This window comes from Mycobacterium sp. smrl_JER01 (assembly GCF_048513595.2).
In the GTDB taxonomy this organism is placed as follows: Bacteria; Actinomycetota; Actinomycetes; order Mycobacteriales; family Mycobacteriaceae; genus Mycobacterium.
This window is the reverse complement of record NZ_JBLXXK020000001.1, coordinates 3,194,714-3,208,472: the sequence shown is the minus strand read 5'-3', so window position 1 is coordinate 3,208,472 and position 13,759 is coordinate 3,194,714. Positions and strand designations below refer to the sequence as shown.

General features: G+C 67.5%; 16 protein-coding genes. 7 read left to right on the top strand and 9 right to left on the bottom strand.

Going from position 1 to position 13,759, the window contains the following annotated elements:
• Positions 1 to 918 (top strand): alpha/beta fold hydrolase, encoded by a 918-nt coding sequence (locus ACNUDN_RS15040; protein WP_419122684.1) that lies wholly within the window; start codon positions 1 to 3, stop codon positions 916 to 918.
• Between the two features lie 7 nt (positions 919 to 925).
• Here the strand turns inward: ACNUDN_RS15040 and ACNUDN_RS15035 are convergent, their stop codons facing one another.
• From ACNUDN_RS15035 to ACNUDN_RS15025, 3 genes are all read right to left on the bottom strand, one after another.
• Positions 926 to 1,150 (bottom strand): hypothetical protein, encoded by a 225-nt coding sequence (locus ACNUDN_RS15035; protein ID WP_419122683.1) that lies wholly within the window; start codon positions 1,148 to 1,150, stop codon positions 926 to 928.
• A 72-nt stretch (positions 1,151 to 1,222) separates the two neighbouring features.
• Entirely contained in the window at positions 1,223 to 2,491 is a 1,269-nt protein-coding gene (locus tag ACNUDN_RS15030) for a competence/damage-inducible protein A (RefSeq protein WP_419122682.1), read from the bottom strand.
• A 43-nt stretch (positions 2,492 to 2,534) separates the two neighbouring features.
• Positions 2,535 to 3,281 (bottom strand): glucose 1-dehydrogenase, encoded by a 747-nt coding sequence (locus ACNUDN_RS15025; RefSeq protein ID WP_419122681.1) that lies wholly within the window; start codon positions 3,279 to 3,281, stop codon positions 2,535 to 2,537.
• An 80-nt stretch (positions 3,282 to 3,361) separates the two neighbouring features.
• Between ACNUDN_RS15025 and ACNUDN_RS15020 the strand changes: the two genes are divergently transcribed.
• The gene (locus tag ACNUDN_RS15020; protein ID WP_419122680.1) at positions 3,362 to 4,438 is read left to right on the top strand and encodes an NAD(P)H-dependent amine dehydrogenase family protein; all 1,077 of its coding nucleotides are present in this window, start codon (positions 3,362 to 3,364) and stop codon (positions 4,436 to 4,438) included.
• Here the strand turns inward: ACNUDN_RS15020 and ACNUDN_RS15015 are convergent.
• The gene (locus ACNUDN_RS15015; protein ID WP_419122679.1) at positions 4,435 to 4,881 is read right to left on the bottom strand and encodes an ATP-binding protein; all 447 of its coding nucleotides are present in this window, start codon (positions 4,879 to 4,881) and stop codon (positions 4,435 to 4,437) included. The genes ACNUDN_RS15020 and ACNUDN_RS15015 overlap by 4 nt on opposite strands.
• A gap of 45 nt (positions 4,882 to 4,926) precedes the next feature.
• Entirely contained in the window at positions 4,927 to 5,319 is a 393-nt protein-coding gene (locus ACNUDN_RS15010; RefSeq protein ID WP_419122678.1) for an STAS domain-containing protein, read from the bottom strand.
• 223 nt (positions 5,320 to 5,542) lie between these two features.
• Between ACNUDN_RS15010 and ACNUDN_RS15005 the strand changes: the two genes are divergently transcribed.
• Both ACNUDN_RS15005 and ACNUDN_RS15000 read left to right on the top strand, forming a co-directional pair.
• Positions 5,543 to 6,307 (top strand): HAD family hydrolase, encoded by a 765-nt coding sequence (locus ACNUDN_RS15005; protein WP_419122677.1) that lies wholly within the window; start codon positions 5,543 to 5,545, stop codon positions 6,305 to 6,307.
• A 54-nt stretch (positions 6,308 to 6,361) separates the two neighbouring features.
• Complete coding sequence (locus tag ACNUDN_RS15000; RefSeq protein ID WP_419122676.1) at positions 6,362 to 7,495, top strand: nitronate monooxygenase; 1,134 nt, start codon at positions 6,362 to 6,364, stop codon at positions 7,493 to 7,495.
• A 61-nt stretch (positions 7,496 to 7,556) separates the two neighbouring features.
• Here ACNUDN_RS15000 and ACNUDN_RS14995 read toward each other — a convergent pair whose 3' ends face one another.
• The gene (locus ACNUDN_RS14995; RefSeq protein WP_419122675.1) at positions 7,557 to 7,967 is read right to left on the bottom strand and encodes a VOC family protein; all 411 of its coding nucleotides are present in this window, start codon (positions 7,965 to 7,967) and stop codon (positions 7,557 to 7,559) included.
• Positions 7,968 to 7,972: 5 nt separating this feature from the next.
• Positions 7,973 to 8,422, bottom strand: a complete 450-nt coding sequence (locus ACNUDN_RS14990) for a helix-turn-helix transcriptional regulator (RefSeq protein WP_419122674.1) — start codon at positions 8,420 to 8,422, stop codon at positions 7,973 to 7,975.
• 88 nt (positions 8,423 to 8,510) lie between these two features.
• On the opposite strand from ACNUDN_RS14990, the gene ACNUDN_RS14985 reads away from it, so the two are divergent.
• The gene (locus tag ACNUDN_RS14985) at positions 8,511 to 9,092 is read left to right on the top strand and encodes a TetR/AcrR family transcriptional regulator (protein ID WP_419122673.1); all 582 of its coding nucleotides are present in this window, start codon (positions 8,511 to 8,513) and stop codon (positions 9,090 to 9,092) included.
• Between the two features lie 13 nt (positions 9,093 to 9,105).
• Positions 9,106 to 11,376 (top strand): molybdopterin-dependent oxidoreductase, encoded by a 2,271-nt coding sequence (locus ACNUDN_RS14980; RefSeq protein WP_419122672.1) that lies wholly within the window; start codon positions 9,106 to 9,108, stop codon positions 11,374 to 11,376.
• Here the strand turns inward: ACNUDN_RS14980 and ACNUDN_RS14975 are convergent.
• Positions 11,373 to 11,876, bottom strand: coding sequence for a hypothetical protein (locus ACNUDN_RS14975; RefSeq protein ID WP_419122671.1), 504 nt, complete (start codon positions 11,874 to 11,876; stop codon positions 11,373 to 11,375). The two genes, ACNUDN_RS14980 and ACNUDN_RS14975, sit on opposite strands and share 4 nt — an antisense overlap.
• Before the next feature lie 207 nt (positions 11,877 to 12,083).
• Between ACNUDN_RS14975 and ACNUDN_RS14970 the strand changes: the two genes are divergently transcribed.
• Complete coding sequence (locus ACNUDN_RS14970) at positions 12,084 to 13,361, top strand: cytochrome P450 (RefSeq protein ID WP_419122670.1); 1,278 nt, start codon at positions 12,084 to 12,086, stop codon at positions 13,359 to 13,361.
• On the opposite strand, the gene ACNUDN_RS14965 is transcribed toward ACNUDN_RS14970, so the two are convergent.
• Positions 13,351 to 13,659: a hypothetical protein gene (locus tag ACNUDN_RS14965; RefSeq protein WP_419122669.1), complete on the bottom strand. Its 309-nt coding sequence runs from the start codon at positions 13,657 to 13,659 to the stop codon at positions 13,351 to 13,353. The two genes, ACNUDN_RS14970 and ACNUDN_RS14965, sit on opposite strands and share 11 nt — an antisense overlap.
• Between the last annotated feature and the right edge of the window lie 100 nt (positions 13,660 to 13,759).

Below are 13,759 nucleotides of genomic sequence, written 5' to 3'. Positions count from 1 at the left end.
ATGGCTGTCGACATCGCACGTCCCAAGCTCGAAGGCAAGGTCCTGGTCGGTGCGCACCGCCGGCTCGGATTCGCCGAATTCGGCGATCCCCAGGGCCGCGCGATGTTCTGGCTGCACGGCACGCCCGGCGCCCGTCGGCAGATTCCGGTCGAGGCGCGGGTCTATGCAGAACAGCACAGTATCCGGTTGATCGGTGTCGACCGGCCCGGCATCGGATCGTCGACCCCGCACGAGTATTCGAAGGTCATCGACTTCGCCGAGGACCTGCGCACTGTCGCCGACACGCTCGGTATCGACCGGATGCAGGTCATCGGCCTCTCGGGCGGCGGCCCTTACACGTTGGGCTGCGCTGCGGCGATGCCGGAGCGGGTGGTCGCGGTCGGAGTCCTCGGCGGAGTCGCCCCGACGCGCGGATCCGACGCCATCGCCGGTGGAGTCATGGGCAATGTCGGTCTACCGGTCGCCCCGGTCCTCGAACGCGTGGGGACACCGCTGAGTGCGGTCGCCGCCGGGTTGATCCGGCTGGTCAGGCCGGTCGCCGAACCGGCCCTTCATCTGTACGCGAGCATCTCCCCCGAAGGTGACCGGCGGCTGCTGGTGCGTCCGGAGTTCAAGGCCATGTTTCTCGACGATCTGCTCAACGGCAGTCGCCGGCAGCTGGCAGCGCCGTTCGCCGATGTGGTGGTTTTCGCCCGCGACTGGGGTTTCCGGCTCGACGAGGTCAAGGTGCCGGTCCGCTGGTGGCATGGCGACTGCGACCACATCGTGCCGTTCGCGCACGGCAAGCACGTGGTGGCGCTGCTACCGGATGCGGAGTTCCATGCGTTGCCCGGGGAGAGTCACCTCGGCGGTCTGGGCGAGGCGGAGGCGATCCTGCGCGCGATGAGCGACCTGTGGGACGCGCACGACAAGCGTTGAGCGGGGCTCAGCGCTTCAGCCAGCCCCGCACCGTGCCCAGGTCCTTGCTGTAGGTCTGCATCAGGTCGTCGTGGTAGAGGGTGCCGCCGGTGATCACGGCATCGCCCTGCCACACCACGTGGATACGGACCACACCTTTGTCGAAATAGTCGCTGCGATCGGCGACGCGGTGATGCCAGCCGGCCTCCTCGGCCAGCTCCGAGACCGCCTGCCGCTCGTCGGTGTCAACCATCGGTGAGTTCTCCAAAGTCTTTGCGGGTGAGTGCCGGGGGCGCCGGTGTCCTGGATGCTGTCGCGACCCACCCTAGCTGGCTGCAGACAGCACCCGGCGGAGCAGATGCAACGCCACCGTCGTGGATCTCTCCCGGATGTCGGAGCGCTCGCCCGGCAGCAGGATCGTCCTCGTGACGGTGGCACCGTCGGCAGTCGCCACGGCGAAGCACACCGTACCCACGGGTTTGGCCGGTGTTGCGCCCCCGGGACCGGCGATACCGGTGATCGCGACCGCGACGTCGGCGCGGAACCGCCGCAGCGCTCCGCCGGCCATCGCGTCGGCGACCGGCTCGGACACCGCGCCGTGTTCGTCGATCAGCGCGGCGTCGACATCGAGCAGGTCGGTCTTCGCCGCGTTCGAGTAGGCCACCACGCCGCCGGCCACATACTCCGAGGATCCGGGCCGCTCGGTGAGCCGGGCCGTCAGCAGACCCGCGGTGCAGGACTCCGCGGTCGCGACGGTACGCCCGGCCAACAGTCCGACGATCTGCTCGTCGACGAAAGCGCCGTCCTCGGAGAACATCTCGCGAGCGTGACGCTGACGCAGCACCCCCACCAGATCGGAGTACGCCGGGGCATCCTGCGGCTCGAAACGTGTCACGATCTCCAGTTCGCCGCGCCGCAGGCAGGTGGTGATCTCGAGCCGATCGAACCCGGCGACCAGTCGTTCGGCCTCGCGCAGCGTGTCGGCCAGCCCGGATTCGGGCAGTCCGAACATGCGGATCGTCTCCTGCCGGTACTCGGTGCGCCCGGCGATCGCGGCCTGCACCGCATCGGTGGCAACCGCCGCGCGCCACATCGGTTGCAGCTCGCGGGGCGGACCAGGCAGCACGACCACGGTCGGGGTCCCGGCGATCACGACACCCGGTGCGGTGCCGACGGGGTCGAGGATCACCGCGCCGGCGGGGACGAGGGCCTGCTTGCGGTTGGCCGCCAGCACCGCCTCGGCGTCGACTCCGGGGAACCTGGCCGTCATCCTGTTGACGATCGCCCCGATGGTGGCTTCCAGCCCGGCGTCGAGGACCAGTTCCCGGCCGCAGAAGCGCGCCACGATCTCGACCGTCATATCGTCGGCCGTCGGACCGAGTCCGCCACTGGTGATGATCAGATCGACCCGTTGATCGGCCAGGAACTGCAGCTGCGCCTCGATATCGGCGGCGCGGTCACCGCACAGGGTGATGTGCCCGAGCTCCACACCGAGTTCCAGCAGACGGTCGGCGAGCCAGGGACCGTTGCGATCCTGGACGCGTCCGGTGAGGACTTCGGTTCCCGTCACCACGATCCCGGCTCGCGCGCTCACGAGATCTGACCTTACGCACCGGCCGTCGAGCCGGGCGGGGCGGCTACTTGTGCGGGACGTCGTTGACCAGGCCACCGTCCATGACGAATTCGGCGCCGGTGGAATACCGTGACTCGTCACTGGCCAGGAACACCACGAACGTGGCGACCTCTTCGGGCTGGCCCGGCCGACCCAGCGGGATACGCAGCATGTTGTCCGGGAAGTGCTTGGTCATCGGCGTGCGGATGAAGCCCGGATGCACCGAGTTGACCCGGATGTTGTGCGCCCCGAGCTCCAGGGCGGCGGACTTGGTCAGGCCGCGAACCGCCCACTTGGACGCCACGTACGGGTGCACCATGACGGCGCCGCGCAGACCCTCGATGGACGAGATGTTGATGATCGAGCCGCCCCCGGCGGCCTTCATCGCCTCCACGCTGGCCTGCATGCCCAGAAACGTGCCGGTCAGATTGACGTCGATGACCTTCTGCCACTTCGCCATATCGAATTGGCCGATCTGGCCCAACGCGACCGTGCCGGCGTTGTTGACCAGTACGTTGAGCTTGCCGAATGCGTCGACCGCGGTGGCCACGGCGGCCTCCCACTGGTCGGCCTGGGTCACGTCGAGATGCACATAGCGGATCGAGTCCGGGGTCTCGGCGTTGATCTGGTCGGCCAGCGCCTGGCCCTTCTCATCGAGGATGTCTCCGATGACGACCTTGGCGCCCTCGGCGATCAACGCCCGGGCATCCTCGGCGCCCATCCCCTGCGCGCCGCCGCTGATGAGTGCCACTTTTCCGTCCACGCGTCCCATGGGGCGTCAGGTTACCGCACCCGGCGAACACGAATTAGAACCTGTTCCAATTTTTGCCGCTTGCCCGCATACTGCTGGCCATGGGTATTCGGGTGGCGCTCATCGGAACCGGGAACTGTGGCAGCCTGGCGTTACGTCAGCTCGTCGAGGACAACAGATTCGAGCTCACCGGCGTCTGGGTCTCCACGGCGGCCAAGGTCGGCAAGGATGCCGGCGAACTGGCCCACCTCGATGTGCACACCGGCGTCACCGCAACCGACGACATGGCGGAGATCATCGCCGCGGCGCCCGACTGTGCGGTCTACTGCGCGATGGGCGACATCCGCCCCAAGGAGGCGCTGGCCGATGTCCGCGGTCTGCTCGAGGCCGGGATCAACGTCGTCGGGTCCTCCCCGGGGTTTCTGGCCTACCCGTGGGGCGTCATTCCTGATCGCGCTGTCGAGCGGGTGGAAGTTGCTGCGCGCCAGGGGAATGCGAGCGTCTTCATCACCGGCGTGGATCCCGGCTTCGTCACCGATCTGTTGCCGCTGGCCCTGGCCGCAACGTGTCAGAGCATCAGCCAGATCCGGACCATGGAGATCGCCGACTACGCCACCTACGACGGTGCGACCGTCATGTTCGACGTGATGGGATTCGGCAACGCAGTCGGTGACCTGCCGTTTCTGTACCAGCCGGGCATGCTCAGTGCCGCCTGGGGCGTCGGGATCCGCCAGCTCGCCGCCGGGCTGGGCGTCCAGGTCGACGAGATCCGGGATTCGGTCGAGCAGGAGCCCGCGCCCGAGGACTTCGACGTCGCGGTGGGAACCATCAAGAAGGGCACCGTGGCGGCGGTGCGGTTCCTCATCGAGGGCATGGTCGACGGCGTACCCGTCGTCGTGGTCGAGCACATCACCCGCCTGCGCGGCGACCTTCGTCCCGACTGGGCCCAGCCGGCCCAGGAGGGCGGCTCCTACCGGGTCGAGATCGCCGGAGAACCGTCCTATGTGATGGACATCTGCCCCACCAGCGACAACGGTGACCACAACTACGCCGCGATCCTGGCCGCTGCCGGACGTATCGTCAACGCGATCCCCGACGTCATCGCCGCGCCGGCCGGCATTCGCAGCACTCTGGACCTGCCGCTGGTCACCGGTGGCGGCACCTACCGGCCCGCCTAGTTGCGGACGACGCCACGCCACTGCAGCCGGACAGTGGTCCCGCCCGCCGACGGCTCGATCATCGCCTCGTCCGACAGCGTCTCCATCAACGGGATGCCGCGACCGCGGGTGCGCGGCGCGGGTTCGGTCTGCCGCTGGCGCCACCTTCCACGATCCTCGACGCACACCGTCAACGTCTGCGCGTTCACCTCGTAGATCGCCTGGATGTCGATGGTGCCGGGTCGGTCGGCCAGTAGATAGGCGAATTCGGCGGCGTTGGCCAGGGCCTCGTTAATGGCGAGCACCATATCGCTACGGCGCACGTCGTCGATGGCGAAAAACCGCGTCAACCAAGCGGTGAAGTCCTGTCGCACCCGGGCGACCGCGCCGGCGTCGGCATCGAGGCCGAAGCGTCCGAAGCACTCGGCGTTGTCTACCTCGGCCGGAGGCATGGAATCGATCATGGCAGTCGCTGGCTACCCCTCAAAGCAGGTTCCTAAGCGGTCTTCCTAGGTGTCGCGGGCGGCGAGCGCTTCGTCCAGGCTCGGGTACAGCGTCACTATGTCGGCGATCCCGACGAGCTTGAGGGGACGGCTGGTCGCAGGGCCGTCCGCCACCACGCTGATGGTGACGCCTTCACCGGCCTTGTCGTGCGCGGCGACCAGTACGCCCATACCGGCCGAGGCGAGGAACTCCACGTCGGTGAAATCGATCACCACCGCCGCGGGCTGTTCCTTGAGGGCGGCGTCGATCGCGGTCTCCAGTTGCGGTGAGGTGAGCATGTCGACGACCCCGGACACCCCGACGACGGCCGTCCGATCAACCCATCGCTGTGTGACCACACACGTTGAGGAGGATGCCGCCCCGCCGGCTCCCGTGCCTTCGGCTGCTTGCTCGTCCAAGGTTCACCTTCCATGTCAGGCCGCTCATCGCATCTGCGAGGGCACGCAACAGTGCTACTCACGCAGGCTGCATCCTGAACCCGGCAAGACCAAACTACCCAAACCGCCCGGCCGTCTGCTGCGACCAGGCCACAGATTAAACCAGGAGTCGTGGCCGCACCCGTAGCATGGCTAGTCAGTGCCGTCTCAGTGCCGTCCTGGCCCTTGATGAGGAGCGGAATAAGTGACCGCCGACGCCCAGGCTCCGGTGGACCCGGTGTCCGATATCGACGCCAGCCCGCCGGGACCCACGGTGGGCGCGTTCTTCGACCTGGACGGAACACTCGTCGACGGTTTTACCGCGACCGCGCACGCCGGTGACCGGATCCGCCGCCGGCAAGCCCGCATCGGTGAGGTCACCGGGGTGATCGAAGCCGCCATGCGCTACCGGTTCGGCCGGGTGCAGTTCGCGAAGCTGCTGGAGCGCGCCGCGGGTTACCTGCGCGGAGAATCCCTGGCCGAACTCGACGTGGTCGGTGAGCGGTTGTTCGCCGAACGCGTGCGGTCGCGGCTGTTCCCGGTCATGCACGATGTCGTGCTGGCGCATCAGAGGCGCGGACACACCGTCGTGATGAGCTCGTCGGCGCTGACCATCCATGCCGAGCCGGTGGCCCGGTACCTCGGGATCGACCACGTGCTGTGCAACCACTTTGACGTCGACGAGGTGGGCCGTCTCACCGGACGGATCGCCCGGCCGGTGATCTGGGGTGAGCGCAAGGCAGCGGCGGTGCAGGCGTTCTGCGGCGACCGGGGTGTCATCCTGCAGAAGAGTTACTTCTACGCCGACGGCAACGAGGACATCGCGCTGATGAGGCTGGTGGGCCACCCTCGCCCGGTGAATCCGCGCCGGGAGCTGGCGGCGGTGGCCGTCGCACAGGGGTGGCCGGTACTTCGGGTCAGCACGCCGGGAAAGGGCAACGCGGGCGGCCTGCGCGGTGTACTAAAGTAGAACACGTTTCAGTTTTGACCCCTTGCGCCCCCGTGGCCATATCAGGAGCGGACTATGCATACTCCCCTGTGCGACCAGCTCGGCATCGAGTTTCCGATCTTCGCGTTCACCCACTGTCGTGACGTCGTCGTGGCGGTGAGCAAGGCCGGCGGCTTCGGCGTGCTCGGCGCCGTGGGCTTCACCCCCGAGCAGCTCGAGATCGAGCTGAACTGGATCGACGAGAACATCGGCGACCATCCGTACGGCGTCGACATCGTGATCCCCAACAAGTACGAGGGCATGGACGCCACCGATATGGATCCCGAGGTCCTCAAGAAGACCCTCAACGAACTGGTTCCCGACGAGCACATCGAGTTCGCCAAGAAGATCCTGGCCGATCATGGGGTTCCGGTCGACCACAGCGACGACGACGCGCTACAGCTGCTCGGTTGGACCGAGGCGACCGCCACCCCACAGGTCGAGGTGGCGTTGCAGCACCCGAAGGTCACGATGATCGCCAACGCGCTGGGCACGCCGCCCGCCGACATGATCACACACATCCATGAGCAGGGCCGGGTGGTGGCGGCTCTGTGCGGTTCGCCGTATCAGGCGCGCAAGCACGCCGACGCCGGCGTGGACATCATCATCGCCCAGGGTGGGGAGGCCGGCGGGCACTGCGGCGATGTCGGCTCCATCGTGCTGTGGCCTCAGGTGGTCAAGGAGGTCGCTCCGGTGCCGGTGCTGGCCGCCGGAGGCATCGGTAGCGGCCAGCAGATCGCCGCGGCCCTCGCGCTCGGCGCCCAGGGGGCATGGACGGGTTCGCAATGGGTGATGGTCGAGGAGTCCGAGCACACCCCGGTGCAGCACGCCGCCTACGCGAAGGCCACCAGCCGCGACACCGTGCGCAGCCGATCGTTCACCGGCAAGCCGGCCCGGATGCTCAAGAACGACTGGACCGAGGCTTGGGAGAACCCCGAGAACCCGAAGCCGCTCGGCATGCCGCTGCAGTACATGGTTTCCGGAATGGCGGTGGCGGCGACGCACAAGTACCCGAACGAATCCGTCGACGTTGCGTTCAACCCCGTCGGCCAGGTGGTCGGGCAGTTCACCAAGGTCGAGAAGACGGCGACGGTCATCGAGCGGTGGGTGCGCGAGTACCTGGAAGCGACCGGTCGGCTCAACGAACTCAACGAGGCTGCCAGCGTGTGATCACGACGTCGCCGGTCGCGCGCAGCATGGCCGGCGACACGTCGAGGTCGCCAGGCCGGACTCAGGTGAGCTGCTGGATCCGCACCGTGTTTCCTGCGGGGTCGCGGAACGCGCAGTCGCGCGCACCCCACGGCTGGTCGGTGGGCTCCTGCATGACCTCGGCGCCACTGGCCTGCACGCGCTCGAAGACGGCGTCCAGTTGGCGGGTGGCCAACATGATGCTGGCGTAGGTGCCCTTGGCCATCATTTCGGCGATGACCCGACGTTCCTCGTCGGTGACGCCGGGGTCGGCGGCCGGCGGGGCCAGCACGATGTTCGTATCGGGCCGGTCCGCCGGACCGACGGTGATCCACCGCATGTCGCCGTGGCCTACGTCGTTGCGGACTTCGAGTCCCAGGGCGTTGCGATAGAAAGCCAGCGAGGCCTCCGGGTCGGTGTGGGGCAGGAAGCTGGAGTGGATCGTGATGTCCATGGCTGTCACGGTAGCGACGGATTAATGGCCGGCGCTTCTCGATTCCTGACCGGTCTGGTGACCTGTTTGACCATGCAGGACGGGATCCCGGGTGCCGGTTCCGGGGCTTGATCGCGGTAAACGCTGGGTGGAACGCCGACCAGTTCGGTGAACCGGGTGCTGAAGGTTCCCAGCGAGGAGCATCCGACGGCGAAACACACCTGCGTGACGTTCGCATCGCCGCGGCGCAACAGCGCCATCGCACGCTCGATGCGCCGCGTCATCAGGTAGGAGTACGGCGACTCGCCGTAGGCCTGCCGGAACCGCCGGGACAGGTGCCCGGCCGACATGTTCACGCCGCGGGCCAGGAGTTCGACGTTGAGCGGCTGCGCGTATTCGCGGTCGATCCGGTCTTTCACGCGTCGAAGCAACGCCAGGTCGCGCAGACGTTGCTCGGAGGGCAATTCGGCCGGCACCGCGCGAATTCTACGGTCTCCGTCTGGGTCGGGGTCGGAATTATGTAGAGTCACATACATAGTCCGGATGCCGTCGAGAGGAGTTGCCGTGCCCACTCCGCGTGAGCGGATGGTCATCTCCGCCGCCTTGCTGATCCGGGAGCGTGGGGCGCATCCGACCGCGATCGCCGACGTTCTCGAGCACAGCGGGGCGCCACGCGGGTCGGCCTACCACTACTTCCCCGGCGGTCGCGCGCAACTGCTCCGCGAGGCGGTCGACTACGCAGGCAGTTACATGGCCGACCGGCTCGCCGAGGCTCGCAGCGGCCTCGGTGCGCTGGACGATCTTTTCGAGGGATATCGGGACCAGTTGCGCGACAGTGACTTTCGTGCCGGATGTCCGGTGGTGGCGGTGGCGATCGAGTCCGGTGATCCCGATAAGCGAGAGCAGTCGACCGGTGTGCGTGAGCGTGCCGCGGTGGCCTTCGCCCGCTGGCTCGAGGTGATCACACAGCGGTTGACCGACGACGGCGTCGCAGAGGCCGATGCCGCCGCACTGGCGATGCTCATCCTCACCTCTTTCGAGGGCGCCGTCGTCGTGGCGCGCGCGTCGCGCAGCGTGGAGGCCCTCGACCTGGTCCACACCCAACTACGGGAGCTGATCCGATCCCGAGTCGGCCCCGCCCGATGAAAGCGAGGCCCCGATGATCGAGCACGGCGACGATGGCTGGCAGCCCACCGCCTGCATCCTGTGTGAGTGCAACTGCGGCATCGTGGTTCAGGTCCGGGACCGCACACTGGCGCGGATCCGCGGCGACCGGAACCACCCGGCGTCGCGCGGATACACCTGTAACAAGGCGCTGCGTCTGGACCACTACCAGAACGACCGGAACCGCCTGAGCGCGCCGATGAGACGGCGTTCCGATGGCAGCTACGAGCAAATCGACTGGGACACTGCGATATCGGAGATTGCCGCCGGGTTCGTCGAACTGGCCGGCACCTACGGTGGTGACAAGATCCTGTACTACGGTGGCGGTGGACAGGGTAATCATCTCGGCGGCGCATACAGCGGCGCGTTCCTCAAGGCGCTCGGTTCGCACCACCGGTCCAACGCACTGGCCCAGGAGAAGACCGGGGAGCACTGGGTCGACGCGCAGCTCTACGGCAACCACACCCGGGGTGAGTTCGAGCATGCCGAGGTTGCGGTGTTCGTCGGCAAGAACCCGTGGATGTCGCAGAGCTTCCCGCGCGCCCGGGTGGTGCTCAACGAGATGGCCAAGGACCCGACCCGTTCGATGATCGTCATCGACCCTGTCGTGACCGAGACGGCCAAGCTGGCCGATTTCCATCTGCGGGTGCGGCCGGGGACGGACGCCTGGTGCCTGGCCGCGTTGGCAGGTGTGCTCGTCGGGGAAAACCTCTGCGACGAGGCGTTTCTGGCCGATCACGTTGTCGGGGCCGACGCGGTGCGCGACGTACTGGCCGGGGTTCCGGTGACCGAGTACGCGCTGCGCTGCGGCGTCGACCCCGAACTGGTGCGGGCGGCCGCGCGCCGGATCGGAACCGCGGGCAGCGTGGCAGTCTTCGAGGATCTCGGCGTCCAGCAGGCCCCCAACAGCACCCTGTGCTCGTACCTGAACAAGATGTTGTGGATCCTGACCGGCAACTTCGCCAAACGCGGTGGACAGCATCTGCATTCCTCGTTCGCGCCGCTGTTCCGGCCCGGCGGGGTCGGACGCACCCCGGTGACGGGGGCACCGATCATCGGTGGGCTGATGCCGAGCAACGTCATCCCGGAGGAGATCCTGACCGATCATCCCGACCGCTTCCGCGCCATGATCGTCGAGAGCAGCAACCCGGCACACTCGGTGGCGGACTCGGATGCGGTGCGGCGAGCGCTCGCTGAACTCGACCTGCTGGTCGTCATCGACGTGGCCATGACCGAGACCGCGCGACTGGCGCACTACGTGCTGCCTGCGGCCACCCAGTTCGAGAAGGTCGAGGCGACATTCTTCAATCTCGAATTCCCCCACAACACGTTTCATCTCCGTCACCGGCTGATGGAACCACTGCCGGGCACGTTGCCCGAACCCGAGATTTGGGCACGGTTGACGCGCGCGCTCGGCGTCGTGGACGACGCCGAACTCGCACCGCTGAGGCGGGCGGCGCGGCAAGGCTATGTGTCCTTCACCGAAGCGTTCCTCACGGCGGTCGGCGCCCACCCCAGCTGGGGGAAGGTGCTGCCGTTCGTGCTTTACGAGACCCTCGGACCGGCACTGCCCGACGGCCTCGCCGGAGCCGCTGCGCTGTGGGGGCTGGCCCACAAGGCCGCATCGACATACCCGGACGCAGTACGGCGTGCCGGTCATGCCGACGGCAACGCGCTGTTCGAGGCCATTCTGGAGGGTCGGTCGGGGGTGAAGTTCACCGTTCACGAGTACGAAGAGGACTTCTCCCTGATCACCAACCAGGACCGAAAGATCGCGGTGGAGATCCCAGAGTTGCTCGCCGAGATCCGCGCGCTGCGCACGGCGCAGCCCGATTTCACCTCGGTGGACTATCCGATCGTGTTGTCCGCCGGCGAACGTCGCGCCTACACCGCCAACGACATCATGCGCGACCCGGCGTGGCGCAAACGGGACGCCGAGGGCGCGCTGCGGGTCAGTGTCGAGGACGCTGCCGCACTCGGTCTGCGCGACGGCGGCCGGGCCCGCATCGTCACCGCGGCGGGCAGCGCGGTGGCCGTCGTGCAGATCAGCGCCGCGATGCAGGCCGGCCACGCATCGCTACCCAATGGTTACGGCCTGGATTTCGCCGTCGAGTCCGGGGGTACGGGGGTGGCCGGCGTCGCGCCCAACACGCTGACGTCCAGCAGATGGCGCGACGCGTACGCCGGGACCCCCTGGCACAAGCACGTACCCGCGCGGATCGAGAACCTCGTGGTCGCCGACGGCCCGGTGCTACCTGCCGTCTAAGGCGTGACCGGGGCGGGCGCGGGCTGTGCAGGCGGCGCCGGCTGTGGCCCCGCAGGCATTCCGGCCGACGGCGTGGCGCTCAGCGGTCGCTGCGTCAGCAGCAGCAGGGCATTGCTTCCGCTGACCTCCTGGGTCTGCATCGCGTGCCAGAGGTCACGCAGATAGCCCAGCCGCGTCTGCTGCGCGGGTGTGGCGGATGTGCCCGGTGGCAGATTCTCCGGGCTGGCCAGGTGCGGCACCTCGGCGGCGGCCGCCCCGGCGGCGAGCGGCTGCAGGGCAGCCTCTCCCGGCGCGGGTGCAGGCGGTGCCGCATCGGGAGCGGGCGCGGAGAGTGGCACGCCAGGCGCGGAGAGCGGAAGCGGCGCGGGGGCCGGCACGGGAGCGGGGGTCGGCACCGGGAGCGGGTCGGCGGCTGCCGAAGGGGCGGCCGCGAACAGCGTCGCGAACGCCGCCGCGCCGGCGATGGTGGCGGCGGTCCTGGCACGAAAACCGAACTTCACGATGCAGCCTCCCGGATTCTTGATGGTCCCGGTTTATTGATGGTCACAGGATCCATCACTGTTCGCGGCGATTTCGTTACAGCAGATCTCAAGGGCTCGGCTTTTCGGCCCACTTCGCCGAACTCGGCTCGCCGAGGGCGTGCGTGGTGTAGCAATGCAGGAGGGCCGTTTGACGTTTAGGAGCCACCGTCGTTTAGGAGCCACCGTATGGCCATCCCGACCCTCCCTCCCGGATTCGACTTCACCGATCCCGACCTCAACTGCGAGCGATTACCGGTCGAGGAGCTGGCCGCGCTGCGCCGCAGTGCACCGGTCTGGTGGAACGAGCAGCCCGTCGGCAACGGCGGGTTCGACGATGGTGGCTTCTGGGTGGTGACCAAACACCGTGATGTCAAGGAGATCTCCAAGCGCAGCGACGTGTTCTCCAGCCTGGAGAACACCGCACTGCCCCGCTACCCGGCGGGCTCCACCCAGGAGCAGCGCGAGACCGGCAAGTTCGTCCTGCTCAACATGGACGCCCCGCACCACACCCATCTTCGCAAGATCGTCTCGCGCGGGTTCACCCCGCGTGCCGTGGAGCGGTTACGCGAGGACCTTGCCGAGAGGGCCCAGAACATCGCCAAGAGCGCGGCCTCGCAGGGGTCCGGCGACTTCGTCGAACAGGTGTCCTGTGAACTGCCCCTGCAGGCCATCGCCGGGCTGCTCGGCGTCCCGATCGAGGACCGCAAGAAGTTGTTCGACTGGTCCAACCAGATGGTCAGCGACGATGATCCCGAGTTCGCGCACTACGACAACCGCAATGCGGCAACCGAACTGATCATGTACGCGATGCAGCTGGCGGCGATCCGGGCCGAGCACCCCGGCGAGGACATCGTCACCAAGCTGGTCGAGGCCGATGTGGAGGGGCACAAGCTCTCCGACGACGAGTTCGGCTTCTTCATGGTGTTGCTGGCCGTGGCAGGCAACGAAACGACCCGCAACTCGATCACCCACGGGATGATCGCCTTCACCGAGCACTCCGATCAGTGGGAGCTCTACAAGCGGGAACGTCCGCTGACCGCGGTCGACGAGATCGTGCGCTGGGCGACACCGGTCACGTCGTTCCAGCGCACCGCCCTTCAGGACTACGAGCTCTCGGGTGTGCCCATCAAGAAGGGGCAGCGGGTCGTGATGTCCTACCGATCAGCCAATTTCGATGAAGACGTCTTCGACGACCCGTTCACCTTCAACATCCTGCGCGATCCCAACCCGCACGTCGGCTTCGGCGGCACCGGAGCGCACTATTGCATCGGCGCCAATCTGGCCCGGATGACCATCGAGCTGATGTTCAACGCCATCGCCGACCACATGCCAGACCTCACCTCCGTCGGCACCCCGGACCGGCTCAGATCAGGTTGGCTCAATGGCATCAAGCACTGGCAGGTCGACTACACGGGCACCTCGGGTTGCCCGGTGGCGCACGAAGGGGCTCCGCTCAACGGTTGACGCCCGGATAGTCGAGCAAAGACCGCCAGTAGTGCTCCGGTATCTCGGTGTTCGCGCGCAATGCGAGTGCCAGGCCGGTTGCCATCGCGACCCCGAGCAGGCCCAGCCACAGGCCGGCGAGGGCGATGAGCATCCACAGCGCCGCGGTCAGCGTCGGCCACGGCGACACCAAGGCGAGCACCGGCGCGAAGAAGAACCCGGTCCCGATGTACCACGATGACCCGGCCCGATCGCAGATCAGGACGGTGCGCAACCATCGCGGGATCGGCGCACCGGGGTTCGACGTCTGATTTGTCATGTCGCTGCCTTTCTCGTCCAGCTGTCTTCACGGTGCGCCGTCGAGGTAATCCTGGCAATTACCCGTGAGGTAATGGCTCGACGCCGAGTCGACGGTCAGA